The sequence below is a fragment of the Kaistia geumhonensis genome (assembly GCF_030815145.1).
Lineage (GTDB): Bacteria > Pseudomonadota > Alphaproteobacteria > Rhizobiales > Kaistiaceae > Kaistia > Kaistia geumhonensis.
The window spans coordinates 4,305,922-4,319,050 of record NZ_JAUSWJ010000001.1; the positions used below are offsets into that span (position 1 = coordinate 4,305,922).

At 67.9% G+C, this 13,129-nt stretch carries 11 protein-coding genes; 6 read left to right on the forward strand and 5 right to left on the reverse strand.

Going from position 1 to position 13,129, the window contains the following annotated elements:
- Positions 1–1,005: a glycosyl transferase family 90 gene (locus tag QO015_RS20445; protein ID WP_266283968.1), complete on the reverse strand. Its 1,005-nt coding sequence runs from the start codon at positions 1,003–1,005 to the stop codon at positions 1–3.
- A 167-nt stretch (positions 1,006–1,172) separates the two neighbouring features.
- Between QO015_RS20445 and QO015_RS20450 the strand changes: the two genes are divergently transcribed.
- The 3 genes from QO015_RS20450 to QO015_RS20460 all read left to right on the forward strand — a co-directional run bounded on the left by QO015_RS20450 (position 1,173) and on the right by QO015_RS20460 (position 3,608).
- A complete protein-coding gene (locus QO015_RS20450; RefSeq protein ID WP_266283970.1) occupies positions 1,173–1,898 on the forward strand; it encodes an AzlC family ABC transporter permease in 726 nt (241 codons plus the stop codon).
- Complete coding sequence (locus tag QO015_RS20455) at positions 1,895–2,215, forward strand: AzlD family protein (protein ID WP_266283972.1); 321 nt, start codon at positions 1,895–1,897, stop codon at positions 2,213–2,215. The genes QO015_RS20450 and QO015_RS20455 overlap by 4 nt, the downstream gene beginning before the upstream one ends.
- A 418-nt stretch (positions 2,216–2,633) precedes the next feature.
- Entirely contained in the window at positions 2,634–3,608 is a 975-nt protein-coding gene (locus QO015_RS20460) for a DUF2336 domain-containing protein (RefSeq protein ID WP_266283974.1), read from the forward strand.
- A 39-nt stretch (positions 3,609–3,647) separates the two neighbouring features.
- Here the strand turns inward: QO015_RS20460 and QO015_RS20465 are convergent, their stop codons facing one another.
- On the reverse strand, positions 3,648–4,751 hold the full coding sequence (locus tag QO015_RS20465; RefSeq protein WP_266283976.1) for a BMP family ABC transporter substrate-binding protein: 1,104 nt from the start codon (positions 4,749–4,751) through the stop codon (positions 3,648–3,650).
- Positions 4,752–4,875: 124 nt separating this feature from the next.
- Entirely contained in the window at positions 4,876–5,592 is a 717-nt protein-coding gene (locus QO015_RS20470) for a GntR family transcriptional regulator (protein WP_266283977.1), read from the reverse strand.
- Between the two features lie 296 nt (positions 5,593–5,888).
- On the opposite strand from QO015_RS20470, the gene QO015_RS20475 reads away from it, so the two are divergent.
- Positions 5,889–6,794, forward strand: coding sequence for an extensin-like domain-containing protein (locus QO015_RS20475; protein WP_266283978.1), 906 nt, complete (start codon positions 5,889–5,891; stop codon positions 6,792–6,794).
- Positions 6,795–6,905: 111 nt separating this feature from the next.
- On the forward strand, positions 6,906–7,607 hold the full coding sequence (locus QO015_RS20480) for a hemerythrin domain-containing protein (protein WP_266283980.1): 702 nt from the start codon (positions 6,906–6,908) through the stop codon (positions 7,605–7,607).
- A gap of 4 nt (positions 7,608–7,611) precedes the next feature.
- Here QO015_RS20480 and QO015_RS20485 read toward each other — a convergent pair whose 3' ends face one another.
- Entirely contained in the window at positions 7,612–8,013 is a 402-nt protein-coding gene (locus QO015_RS20485; protein ID WP_266283981.1) for a winged helix-turn-helix transcriptional regulator, read from the reverse strand.
- Between the two features lie 117 nt (positions 8,014–8,130).
- On the opposite strand from QO015_RS20485, the gene QO015_RS20490 reads away from it, so the two are divergent.
- Positions 8,131–9,150, forward strand: coding sequence for a zinc-binding alcohol dehydrogenase family protein (locus QO015_RS20490; protein WP_266283983.1), 1,020 nt, complete (start codon positions 8,131–8,133; stop codon positions 9,148–9,150).
- A 12-nt stretch (positions 9,151–9,162) separates the two neighbouring features.
- Here the strand turns inward: QO015_RS20490 and QO015_RS20495 are convergent, their stop codons facing one another.
- Positions 9,163–13,014, reverse strand: coding sequence for a hydantoinase B/oxoprolinase family protein (locus QO015_RS20495; protein ID WP_266283985.1), 3,852 nt, complete (start codon positions 13,012–13,014; stop codon positions 9,163–9,165).
- Between the last annotated feature and the right edge of the window lie 115 nt (positions 13,015–13,129).

A 13,129-nucleotide genomic window follows, 5' to 3' on the forward strand; every position in this document is an offset into this window, starting at 1 on the left:
TCAGCCGCTGCCGAAAAGATGCGACCACGGCATCGGCGGCCGCTGTCCGGTTCGTTCGAGATATTTCTGGAGCACGAGCAGCGAGACGAGCCGCTCGTTCTCCTCGTCGCGGAACGCGGCGACATAGCGATTGGCCTCGGCGATGATCGACCGCGCCTCGTCCTCGTTGCGGTCGTAATAGGCGACGACGTCCTCGAGATCGGCGAAATCGGGCCTGACCTCGACGAAATGCCGCCCCGGCACCAGCGTCCCTTCCATGAACCATGTCTCGTAGACGGGCCGCGGCATCAGGCACAGCGACTGCGAGGCGAGGATCCATTTGAGATTGGTCGCGACGTCGTAGCCCTCGACCGAGATCAGGTAGCGGTGGCGGAGCTGCTCGGCGATGCCGAGATAGGGTTTCGCCGCGATCCCGTCATGCTCGCGGCCGACATGGCCGATATCGTGGACCGCATGGTCATGGAAGCGCCGCACCAGCGTGTCGCGCAGGCCCGAATGATCGGCGATCGCGCCACGCCAGACCGCGCTCTTGCGCTTGTCGGCGAAGGCGACGGGGTCGTGATGCAGCGTGAAATGCCTGAGCTTGTCGAGCTTGAAGAGCACGGAATTGCGGTTGTCGCCGTGGATCGGCCGGCTCTTGACGATGGTCGGCTCCGGCGGAACGGTGATCAGGTCGCCGAAGAAGTAGCGGAGCCTGGCCTCGCCGCCGAAATACTTGGCATATTGCTTGAGGTCATAGGAATAATAGGTCGACGGCCGGACGGGGATGTCGCGGACGCGGCGGCCTTCGGCCAGCTGCGACGCCGTATCCAGCTTGTTGCAGTAATTGACGCGACGGATGATGTCGTCGGATGGCGGCGCTTCCGAAAGACGGGCGAAGATGCGCTGGAGCCGGCTCTGGTAGACGGCATAGGGCAGGGCATCGCGGGCGACGCCGCGGATATAGAAGCTCGCGCGCCGCCAGGTCCGCCCGAGATCCGGCGCCGATCGGCCACCCTTCGCCATTCGCCCGTCCTTGTCACATCCGCACCGGCGGCCTCTTTACGATGCGCGATTGCGGCAGGCAAATTGCCGCGAGGCAACGCTGGAAGGCGCGGCGCGTTTCGGATAGGCACAGCCGATCCCTCACATTCGGAGCCGGCCGCCGGCGCGAATCGACCGAGCTACCCCTCATGTCCGCCTCACACCATCCCAGCCGGTTCACCCGCGACGGATTCATGCGCGGCTTCATGGAAGGCATCGGCCTGCTGCCGGGCATGATCGCCTTCGGCGCGGTGTTCGGCGTGCTGGCCGAGGGCGCGGGACTTCCCGTCGTCGGCGCGACGGCGATGAGCGCCTTCGTCTTTTCCGGCACGGCGCAACTGCTCGCGGTGCATTCCTGGGGCGCGCCCGATCTGCTGCTCGCGACGGTCGTCGCGGTCGTCGCCATGAATGCGCGCTATGTCCTGTTCGGAGCGGCGATCCAGCCCTGGATGCGTGGCGTATCGCCGTGGATCGCCTATCCCTCGCTGTTCCTGCTCGTCGATCCGAATTGGGCGACGGCGATGCGCGAGCGCGATGCCGGCCGGCACGATGTCGCCGTCTTCGTCGGCATGGGCGCCGCCTGCATGGTCGGGTGGCTCGCCGGAACCATCGCCGGCGCCGGCTTCGGCAGCCTGCTCGGCGATCCGCGCCGGCTCGGCCTCGATTTCTTCCTGCCCGCCTTCTTCCTGTCGCTCGCCTGCGGCTTCTGGAAGGGAAGGGGCGATCTCCTGCCGTTTGCGATCGGCGCGGCGGTGGCCTTGGTCTTCGACCGCTATGTCGGCGGTTCCTGGCATGTGCTCGCCGGCGGATTGGCCGGCAGCCTGTTCGCCGCCTTCATGCCGCGGAAGCCGAAGGCGGAGGAGGCCGCGCGATGACCATCGATCCCTCCACGCCGGCCGGCCTCGCGCTCGTCATCGCCGCGATGACGGTGACCGCCTATATGACGCGCGTCGCCGGCTTCTTCCTGATGCGCTTCGTCGCCGTGACGCCGCGCGTCGAGGCCTGGCTCAAGGCGCTGCCGCTCGCGATCATGGGATCGATCCTGGCGCCGATCGCGGCCCATGGCGGCCCGGCCGAATATGCCGGCTTCGCCGCGACCATCGCCGTGTTCCTGCTCAAGCGGAACGACATTCTCGCCGCTCTCGCCGGCATGGCGACGGTCGCGCTGCTGCGCGCCGGCTTCGGCTTCTAGGAAGGTCTCTTCAGCCGCGCGATGTGACCGGCGTCACAGCGCGCCGACGACGATCGCCGCAATGAAGAGAAAAGCGGCGCTGACCGCAAGGAACTGGATCGGACGAGCGAGGCTCATGGGCATCTCCCGGGGTCTCTCTTGCCGTGTCCCGATTTCGCCACAAAGATTAAACGATCCAGCCCCGCCGGCAAAGCGGTTTCCGCGCGCGCGGCGGCGCCAAGGCCGTGAACGCGTACCAAAAGCGGCCTGAGCCGGGGAACAAAGTTCTCTTCCGGCGTCGTGGCGACCCTCCAGGGGGCAATTCGTTGCGCCGCGCGAATCGAAACATTTTGACCCCGAAATTTACCGGATCGCGCAATCGTTCCTTATGAGTTGGCTGGCACACTCGCGCCATTCGAACGAGGCTTGCGAGGCGAGGATGCTTGAGGAACTGACGCTGCTCGCCCGCGATCGTGCCCCGGCCCGCCGGGAGGCGCTCCTCGCGGCCGTCGTCGAACTCTATCGCGCGGCCGGTGCCCGGGCGGAGGTCGCGCTCGGCGAAGTCTTCGGCGACATCGTGGTGCATCTCGTCCGCACCCTGCCGGATTCGGCAAAGCCGCGGGCCGGCGCCATGCTGGCCGATCTCTCGACCGCGCCGCATGCGCTGGTGCTGGCGCTCGCCGCCGCGCAGGGCCCGATCGCCACGGCGCTGCTTCAGGCCTCGCCGGTGCTCTCGGACGACGATCTCGTCGGTCTCGTCGCGCGCCTCGACGATGGGGGCCTCGCGGCCGTCGCGGCGAGGGCCGGCCTTTCCGAACGTGTGACCGACGCGCTGGTGGCCAAGGGCGGGCCTGCACTCTGCCGGGCCGTCGCCGCCAATCGCTCGGCGCGTCTCTCGCGCGATTGCCTCGCGCGCATCGTCGCCGCCTGCGGGCAGGGCGCGGCCGAGCTGCGCGGCGCCGCCGAGATCATCGCCTTCGCCGCGCCGCCCCGCCGCAAGCGCGCCTCGCGACGCGCCGAAAATGCCGTGACGCGCGTCATCGCGTTCCCGCGCCCTGCCGATCGCACTGCCGAGCCGGCCGCCGCGCCGCCGCCGGTGGCCGAGGCCATCGCGGCCATCGCCTCGCATGACCGCATGCTGGAAGTCGCGATGCTGCTGGCGGCGCATGCCGGATTGCCGCCGGATCTCGTCAGCCGCCTGATCGCGCGGCCGGATCCGACGCTGCTCGCCGTGCTCTGCCGCGCCGCCGGCGTTCCCGACAGCACCTTCTCGGTGATCGCGCGCATCCGCGGCCGCCGTTTCGGCCATCCGCTGGCGCAGACGCTGGCGGTGGAAGCCGCCTATGCCGAGCTTTCGGAAGCGGAAGCCCGCCAGAGGCTCGGCAGCGTCAAGGCGATGCAGAAGAAGGCCTGACGGCGGGCCGGTGCCCGCCGCCGGTTGATGTCCGCGGGCTCAGGTGATCGAGCCGACGACGCCCTCGACCAGATAATCGGTTCCCCACAGGCTGGGATCGTAGAGCTCGATCGTCTCGGCGCTGATCAGCTTGCCGGTGTTCGACTTGATCGGGCCGACGAAATAGGGCTTTCCGGCCTTCAGCTCCTCGATGGCGGCGAGCGCCGCCTTCTTCGCTTCCTCGCTGGCGCCGGCGCCGAAGGCCGTGCTCTGGACCATGTCGCGGTCATAGCCGCCATAGTTCTCGTTCGGCAGCTTCTCGCCCTTGGTGAGCAGGTCGGCATAGGCCGTGTAGACCGTGCCCCATTTCAGCTCGGCGCCGGTGATGAAGCCCTTCGGGGCGAGCGACGACTGGTCGGCATTGTGGCCGACGCTCTTCACGCCGCGCTTCTCGGCGGTCTCGACGATCACCTTCGGGCTGTCGACATGGCAGGCGATGACGTCGCAGCCGGCATCGGCCAGCGCATTCGCCGCCTCGGCCTCGCGCACCGGCAGCGACCATTCGCCGGTGATGATGAGGCGGACCTCGGCATTCGGATTGACCTTGCGCACGCCGGTCGTGAAGGCGTTGATGTTGCGCAGGACGAGGGCGATCGGCTTGGCGGCGATGTAGCCGATCTTGTTGGTGCTCGTCGAAAGGCCGGCGGCGATGCCGTTCACATAATGGGCCTGGTCGAGATAGCAGAAATAGCCGCCGAGATTCATGGGATGCTTCTTGGGATCCCAGAGCGAGGTCGGGTGGCGGAACTCGACATCGGGATATTTCTTGGCGGCGTCGATCATGAAGGGATCGAAATAGCCGAACGAGGTCGGGAACAGCAGGCTCGCGCCGTCGAGCTCGATCATCGATTCCATCGTCTTGGAAACGGCGCTCGTCTCGGGGACGTTCTCTTCCTCGACCACCGTGACGCCCGGGATCGACTTCAGCGCCGCGGCGCCGACGGCATGGGCCTGGTTCCAGCCGAAATCGTCGCGCGGGCCGACATAGATGAGCCCGATGGTGAGGTTGCCGGCCGCCCGCGCCCGGAAGGGCAGGGCCGATGCCGAAAGGGCGAGCGCCCCGAGGCCCGCGCCTTTCAGAAGGGTTCGTCTCGAGAGTGTCATGTCCGCAGTCTCCTCGTCGTCCTGTTCGCTCTGGCTCGTCCGGAGCGCGCTTCTGCGGCGCGTCGTCCGGCAGGGGGCGGAGCCTTTCCCAGGGGCTTCCGCCGGAAATCGGTCTCGTGAATCCTCAGGCGTCGCCGCCGCGCCGGCCGAGATAGCGCGAGAGGATGACGCCGAGATCGGCCTCGCCCTCGCTCTCGCCGCCGACGCCGCGCTGCTCGACGAGGCTCACATGGTCCTCCATCGCCGCGACCGCCGCGTCCGCATCGCCGCGCGCCAGCGCCTCGAGTACGCTGCGATGCTCGCCGATCGCGCATTCCGAGCGATGCGGCCGGCCGAACACCGCCAGGATCAGCGAGCAGCGCGACACGACCTCGCCGACATAGCGCTCGAGCAGCGGGTTGCCGGCCATCGCCGCGAGCCGCACATGGAACTCCGCCGCCAGACGGATCGTCGCCGGTCCGTCCTGCCGCCGCGCCGCGTCGTCCTCGGCCGCGATATGGGCGGCGAGCGTGTCGCGCAGAGCCTCGCTCCACCGCGCCGCGACGAGCCGCACCACTTCGCGCTCCAGGCAGCGGCGCACCTCGAACACGGCACGCGCTTCCTCGAGGCTCGGCCGCGCGACGGTCGCCGTGCGCTTCGTCTTCATCTCGACCAGCCCGTCGGCGGCAAGACGCTGAAGCGCGGCGCGCACGATCGTGCGGCTGACACCGAATTCGGCCCCGAGCGCGTCCTCCGGCAATTTCGTGCCGGGCGGCAGCGCCTGGTCGACGACGGCCTGACGCAGCACGGCATAGATGCGACCGCCGCGACCGCCCGTCTGCGATGCGTCCGACCGGTTCATGATCCGACCTCCTGGACCGCATCCTTCATTTCGCTGAAAAGCCTAGTATACAAGATTGCCTCCGCCAAGCATGCGAACTGCTGAAAGATTTCGCTCGGAATGCCACGATTCTGATCAGATTGCGCCGCCAAAGGGCAGACAATTCCGAATCCGCCCATCACGCTTCCTCTCAAGGGTCGAGGCTTCTTGTATACGAGATTTGCCGTCGTCCGCGACCTGTGACGGCCGGCCCATCCTGGTTGACCCTTCGTTAAGGCGGACCGCTGCATTCTACGGGCATGTTCAAGGGCCCAGTGTTGCGTATCGGGTCGGTGCTCGCCTTTGCCTCGCTGGCGGGCTGCGCTCTCAATTTCTTTGATGAACGCGAAGCGTGGCGCGACCAGACGGAGCGCGCCTGCTATCGCCAGAAGCTGGTGGTGCCGAGCTATTTCCAGGAGCCGGCGCGCGAGATCGACGGCCGCGGCGCCTGCGGCATCGAGAAGCCGCTGCGCGTCAACGCCTTCCAGCAGGGCGTCGTCTCGGTCGGCGGCTCCGAGGTCGTCCTCGGCTGCATGATGACCTACACGATGGAGAAGTGGATCCGACAGGCGGTGCAGCCGGCGGCGCAGCAGCGCTTCGGCATGCCGGTCACCGAGATCCTGACCATGGGCACCTATGCCTGCCGCTCGCGCAACAACCGCCATGGCGACAAGCTCAGCGAGCACGCCTTTGCCAATGCCTTCGACGTCGCCGGCTTCCGTCTCGCCGACGGGCGGACCATCCGCGTGAAGGGCGACTGGTGGAACGGCGATCCTGCGACGCAGGCCTTCCTGCGCCAGACGCTGATCACCGCCTGCGACTATTTCACGACCGTGCTCGGGCCCGGATCGAACCGCCTGCACGAAGACCACATCCACATCGATCTCGCGCATCACAATGCCGCGGGCACGGCGCGCTACTGCCGGCCGAAGCTCGAAATGCCGCCGCCGACGCTGGACGAGAATGTCCCGATGGTGAGCCTGCCGACGACCCCCGGAGCGCCTGCCCCGGTCTCGATGGAGCAGCGTGCCTTCACCTATCGCTGGGACGACCAGTTGGGCGCGCCCGACGCAACCACGACGGGAACGGCCAGCGCACCGGCGGTGCCTCCCGCGCTGCCCGAGGACGACGGGACCGCCGTGCGGCTGCCGCCTGCCAGCGTGCCCCTTTCCTACACGAATTGAGAATGCATCGCTGAATCGGCGCCCCAAACCGCTTTGGCAGTGCAGTGATGGGCATCACAGACAGTCGGAGAGGGCATCTTCTAAACGGACCCCGCAACAACGGAGTCCCCCATGAACGCCATCACCCCGATCTATGTCGACGAGAGCCGGTACAACCTCTACACGATGCCGCACAAGGCGCTGCGCCGTGCGCAGATGCAGCTCTCGATCCGCCTCGGCGCGATCGACGGCGACAACGACGAGGCCGTGCGGTTGCTCGTCGGTGACATGCGCGCCCTGATCGCGGCGGGCCGCGGCCATCTCCACCACGAGAACCTGCATATCCACGAAGTCATCGAGCAGATCCGTGCCGGCGCGACGGAGCAGCTCGCCGACGATCACGAGCATCACGAGCGCGACTTCGACGAGCTCGAGCGGATGCTGGATGCGATCGAGGCGGCGCCGTCGGGCGAGCGAGCCGGCCTGCTGCGGGCGCTCTATCTCCGCTATTCGCTGTTCATCGCCGCCGACCTCCAGCACATGGTGGAGGAGGAAACCGAGACGCTGGCGCTGCTGCATGGGCTCTTCGGCGACGACGAGCTGCGCGCCATCGAGAACCGCATCATCGCCTCGATCGATGCCGAGACCATGATGGGCTTCCTGCGCCTGATGGTGCCGGCCATGAACCATGGCGAGCGGCTGGAACTCGTCGGCGGCATGCGGGCCGGCATGCCCGCGGCCGTCTTCGAGGGCGTTTTCAACGGCGTCGTGCGGCCCTCGCTCGACGAGGCCGAATTCCGCCGCCTTGCGGCCGATCTCGGCGTCGCCGCGTAAGCGATCAGGCAGCGGAAGCGCGGCGGCGGGGCAGGGTCTCCGCGGCCGCCTCCTGCCCCTCTGCGCCGCCGAGCATCTCGGCGAGATGCTGCGTGCCCCAGGCCTTCAGCGCGGCGATGATCGGCTGGAGCGTCTCGCCGCGCGGCGACAGGCGGTAGTCCACGCGGGGCGGTATCTCCGGATAGACCGTGCGGATGACGAGGCCGTCGGCCTCCAGCTCGCGAAGCTGCTTGGTGAGCATGCGCTGCGTGGTGTTCGGCGTCACGCGGCGCAGCTCGTTGAAGCGCAGCGGGCCATTGCCGAGATGGTAGAGCACGACGCCCTTCCACTTGCCGTCGATGAGGTCGAGCGTCACCTCGACCGGGCAGGCGGCGAAGCGGCGGTCATAGGTCTTGTGTCCGGCCATCACGGTATCCTTTCGGGCCCTATAGGCGAAAAATGTGCGTTCTTGCGCCGATGCGCAATACGCCCGAAATCTCACCCGTCACCTCGCCCTCCAGCGAGGACCGGAACGGAGATCGCCATGCGCGCCATTGCCTTCACGAAGCCTCTGCCCATCGACGACGAGAACGCGCTCGTCGACATCACGCTCGACCGGCCGAAGCCCGGCCCGCGGGACCTGATCGTCAAGGTGGAAGCCGTCTCGGTGAATCCGGTCGACTTCAAGGTCCGTCGCAGCGCCGATCCCGCCGGCACGCCGCGCCTCCTCGGCTTCGATGCCGCCGGAACGGTCGTCGAGGCCGGCGGCGAGACGCGGCTCTTCAAGGTAGGCGATCCAGTCTTCTATGCCGGGTCGATCGTCCGCCCCGGCACCGACGCCGAGTTTCACGCCGTCGACGAGCGGATCGTCGGCCGCAAGCCGGAAAGCCTTGATTTCGCCGGCGCCGCGGCGCTGCCGCTGACGGCGCTCACCGCCTGGGAACTCTTGTTCGACCGGATCGGTGTCGTACCCGGAGCCGGCGACGACCAGCGCTCGCTGCTCGTCCTCGGCGGCGCCGGCGGTGTCGGCTCGATCACCATCCAGCTCGCCCGCGCCCTGACCGGGCTGAGGGTCATCGCCAGTGCCTCGCGACCCGAGACGGTTGCCTTCGTCGAGGAACTCGGCGCCCATCACGTCGTCGACCACAGTCGCCCGCTCGCGCCGCAGATCGAGGCACTCGGCCTCAAGGCCGTGGACATCATCCTCGCCTTCGCCGGCACGTCGGGCCATGCCGGCGAGATCGCCGCGCTGGTCGCGCCGGAGGGCCATGTCGGAATCATCGAGGGCGTGGACGGCTTCGGCCCCGCCGAATTCGGCCAGCTCTACCAGAAGGCGGTCGGCCTCCAGTTCGAATCCATGTTCGCCCGCTCGCGCTTCGGGACGCCGGCGATCGAGCGGCAGCACGAGATTCTCGACCGTGTCGCCGCGCTCGTCGATGCCGGCACCATCCGAACCACGCTGACGAAGACGCTCTCGCCGATCAACGCCGCCAATCTCAGGGAAGCGCACAAGCTCGTCGAGAGTGGACGGATGATCGGCAAGCTGGTCGTCGCCGGCTGGTAGGCGGCGACCCGGTCAATCCGGCTCGCCATATCCCCCGCCCGTCGGCGTGGTGACGATCACCGCCTCGCCGGGCCTCAGGACGGTCTGGTCGCAGCCCGAAAGGGTCTCGACCCGGCCGTCCAGGCGGCGGACTTCGGTCCGGCCGAGCGCGCCGACCCCGCCGCCGAGAAGGCCATGCGGGGCGACGCTGCGATGGGAGGAGAGGATCGCGAGGTCCATCTCCTCGAGGAAGCGCAGCGTGCGCTCCGTACCGCCGCCGGCCGACCAGCGGCCCCGCCCGCCGGAGCCGGGACGGATATGGAAATCCTCGAGCAGGACCGGGAATCGGAACTCGAGCACCTCCGGATCGGTGAGCCGCGAATTGGTCATATGGGTATGGACGCCGTCCGTTCCGTCGAAGCCGGTGCCATCGTTGAAGACGCCGGCTGGCGCACCGGAGCAGATCGTCTCGTAATACTGGTAGGTCGCATTGCCGAAGGTCAGGTTGTTCATCGAGCCCTGCGCCGAGGAGAGGGCGCCCAGCGCGCCGAACAGCGCGTTGGTCACGTGCTGGCTGGTCTCGACATTGCCCGCCACCACCGCCGCCGGGTAGCGCGGCGCCAGCATCGAGCCCTCCGGAATGACGATTCGGATCGGCCGGAGGCAACCGGCGTTCATCGGGATGTCGCCCTCCACCATGACGCGGAAGGCGTAGAGCACGGCGGCGCGCGTCACGGGCTCCGGCGCGTTGAAATTTGTCGACTGCTGTTGACTGGTGCCGGTGAAATCAACAACCGCCTCGCGCCTGTCGCGGTCGACCGTGATCCTGACGCGGATCGTCGCGCCCTGGTCGGTCTCGACGGCGAATTCCGAGTCTTTCAGCGCGCCGATGACGCGGCGCACGCTCTCGGCGGCGTTGTCCTGGACGTGGCCCATATAGGCGGTGACGGTGTCGAGCCCGAAATGCTCCACCATCTTCGCCAGTTCGTGCACGCCCTTCTCGTTGGCGGCGATCTGCGCCTTCAGGTCCGCGACGTTCTGCACGACATTTCGGACGGGATAAGCGTGTTCGGTCAAGAGCTTGACCAGCTCGGCCTCGCGGAAGCGGCCGCGATCGACCAGCTTGAAATTGTCGATCAGGACGCCTTCCTCGTCGACCGTCGTCGCCCTCGGTGTCATCGAGCCCGGCGCGGTTCCGCCGACATCGGCATGGTGGCCGCGGCTCGCGACGAAGAAGAGAATGTCCTCGCCCCGCGCATCGAAGACGGGAGTCACGACGGTGATGTCGGGCAGATGCGTCCCGCCATTGTAGGGCGCGTTCAGCGCATAGACGTCGCCCGGCCGCATGCGATCCTCGTTCTGGGCAATGATCGTCTCGACCGAGCGGTCCATCGAGCCGAGATGCACCGGCATATGCGGCGCATTGGCGACCAGCCGGCCCGCGCGGTCGAAGACAGCGCAGGAAAAATCGAGCCGTTCCTTGATGTTGACCGAATAGGCGGTGTTCTGGAGCGTGACGCCCATCTGCTCGGCGATCGACATGAAGAGGTTGTTGAACACCTCCAGCATCACCGGATCGGCTTCGGTGCCGACCGCCTTTCGCGCCGCGCGCTCGGCGATCCGTTTCAGGACGACATGGCCGCGCTCGGTGACGCGGGCCTGCCAGCCGGGCTCGACGACGATGGTCTGGTGCTGCTCGATGAGGAGCGCCGGTCCGTCGATCAGAGATCCGCGCGGAAGCCGGTCGCGCAGGTGGACTCCGGCCTCATGCGCTGCGCCTGCCGAGTAGAAGGAGGTCAGCTCGACGGGCTCGGGACGCGATGGCGGCGCATCCTCGACCCCTTCCGCGATCCGCGCGCCGCCGCCTGCGGCTTCCACCTCGAGGCTCTCGACGACGATCGGCTTGCCCTCGAAGACGAAGCCGAACTGCTGCCGGTGCGCCGCCTCGAAGGCCGCGATCATGGCGGAGCGCGGCAGCCAGGCCGGACCGGACCGATGGCCTTCGTTTCCATCGACGCCCTTGCGCAGCACCTCGATCGGGATGGCTGTATCCGTGCCGTCATAGCGCAGATGCGCGCGGGCGAAGATCGTGATGTCGGAATCGGTTACGCCCTGTCCTTGAAGTTCGCCGACAACCTCGTCTTCGAGTTTTGATTCAAGGGCTTGAAGAGCCGATTCCGCTTCGCCGTCCAAGGGTCTGACGACGGCCTGGGTCCTGTGGGCGCGGATGTCGGCGAGCCCCATGCCGTAGGCCGAAAGGATGCCGGAGAAGGGGTGGATGAGGACGGTCGTCATGCCGAGGCTGTCGGCGACCATGCAGGCATGCTGCCCGCCGGCGCCGCCGAAGCAGTTGAGCGCATAGCCGGTCACGTCGTAGCCGCGCTGCACCGAGATCTTCTTGATGGCGTTGGCCATGTTCTCGACGGCGATATGCAGGAAGCCGTCGGCGATTGCCTCGGCGCTGCGCCCGTCGCCGATCTCGGCAGCCAGCGCTTCGAATTTCTGGCGGACGATGGCGGCGTCGAGCGGCTGGTCGCGGCCGGGGCCGAAGATCTTCGGGAACCAGGCGGGTTGCAGCTTGCCGGCCATGACATTGGCGTCGGTCACCGCGAGCGGTCCGCCGCGGCGGTAGCAGGCCGGGCCGGGATCGGCGCCGGCCGAATCCGGTCCGACGCGGAAGCGTCCCGCCTCGTAATGCAGGATCGAGCCGCCGCCCGCCGCGACCGTGTGGATCCGCATCATCGGCGCGCGCATGCGCACGCCGGCGACCTCTGTCTCGAAGGATCGCTCCAGCGTTCCGTCGTAGTGGGAGACGTCGGTCGAGGTGCCGCCCATGTCGAAGCCGATGACTTCGCCGAAGCCGGCCTCTGCCGCCGTCTCGACCGCCGCGACGACGCCACCGGCCGGCCCGGACAGGATCGCATCCTTGCCCTGGAAGAGGCCCGCATCGGTCAGCCCGCCCGAGGACATCATGAACATGAGGCGGGGCGAAGAAGTCTGGTCCCCCGGAGAACCGCCCTCTCCAGCTGTTGCCCAAGAGGCGGGAGAGGGAGGTTCCGAGCCCGCAGCCGGAAGCTGGGCCCTTCCGGCGGAAAAGCTGCTCGCGAGGGAGGGTTGGGAGTGGGGTGCCTTGCGCGAGGCTTGAGAGGCGGGCGTCAGCCCCGACCCCGGCGACGCGCCCAGCTCGTCCGCCACCTGTTCCACATAACGGCGGAGGATCGGCGAGAGATAGGCGTCAACCACGGTGGTGTCGCCGCGCCCGACCAGCTTCATCAGCGGCGAGACCTCATGCGACACCGAGACCTGCGCGAAGCCGAGCCGCCGGGCGATCTCGGCGGCGACGCGTTCGTGCTCGGGATGGCGCCAGGCATGCATGAAGACGATGGCGACGGCGCGGATGCCGTCGGCGAGCGCGGCCGAGAGCGCCGCCTCGATCTCGGCCGCGTCGGGTGCCGCCTCGACCGTCCCGTCGACGCGGACGCGCTCGTTGACCTCGACGACACGCTCATAAAGCTGGTCGGGCTTGACGATCTTCTTGGAGAAGATGTCTGGCCGTGCCTGGTATCCGATCCTGAGCGCATCGCGGAAGCCGCGCGTGATCAGGAGCAGCGTTCGGTCGCCCTTTCGCTCGAGCAGCGCATTGGTGGCGACGGTCGTCCCCATCTTGACCGTGCGCACGAGACCGGCAGGGATGGTCGTTCCGGGCTGGAGCCCCAGCAGATCGCGGATGCCCTGCACGGCCGCGTCGCGATAGGCGCCTGGATTCTCCGAAAGCAGCTTGTGCGCGACGATCGATCCGTCCGGCCGCCGACCGACGATATCTGTAAACGTGCCGCCGCGGTCGATCCAGAAATCCCAGCCCTCGCCCCCGGTGTCGTGCGCCATGTCTGCCTCTGCGATTTCGCGTCGAGGCCGACCAGAGCACTTTTCGGCGGCGAACCCAACCGGTCACGACTTTAGCCTCCGGCCGCGACCACGCGTGGTCTCGCATCGCCGGATC

Coding starts and splice junctions, on each gene's coding strand:
- QO015_RS20445 (WP_266283968.1), bottom strand. CDS start 1,005: ATGGCGAAGGGTGGCCGATCGGCGCCGGATCTCGGGCGGACCTGGCGG.
- QO015_RS20450 (WP_266283970.1), top strand. CDS start 1,173: ATGTCCGCCTCACACCATCCCAGCCGGTTCACCCGCGACGGATTCATG.
- QO015_RS20455 (WP_266283972.1), top strand. CDS start 1,895: ATGACCATCGATCCCTCCACGCCGGCCGGCCTCGCGCTCGTCATCGCC.
- QO015_RS20460 (WP_266283974.1), top strand. CDS start 2,634: ATGCTTGAGGAACTGACGCTGCTCGCCCGCGATCGTGCCCCGGCCCGC.
- QO015_RS20465 (WP_266283976.1), bottom strand. CDS start 4,751: ATGACACTCTCGAGACGAACCCTTCTGAAAGGCGCGGGCCTCGGGGCG.
- QO015_RS20470 (WP_266283977.1), bottom strand. CDS start 5,592: ATGAACCGGTCGGACGCATCGCAGACGGGCGGTCGCGGCGGTCGCATC.
- QO015_RS20480 (WP_266283980.1), top strand. CDS start 6,906: ATGAACGCCATCACCCCGATCTATGTCGACGAGAGCCGGTACAACCTC.
- QO015_RS20485 (WP_266283981.1), bottom strand. CDS start 8,013: ATGGCCGGACACAAGACCTATGACCGCCGCTTCGCCGCCTGCCCGGTC.
- QO015_RS20490 (WP_266283983.1), top strand. CDS start 8,131: ATGCGCGCCATTGCCTTCACGAAGCCTCTGCCCATCGACGACGAGAAC.
- QO015_RS20495 (WP_266283985.1), bottom strand. CDS start 13,014: ATGGCGCACGACACCGGGGGCGAGGGCTGGGATTTCTGGATCGACCGC.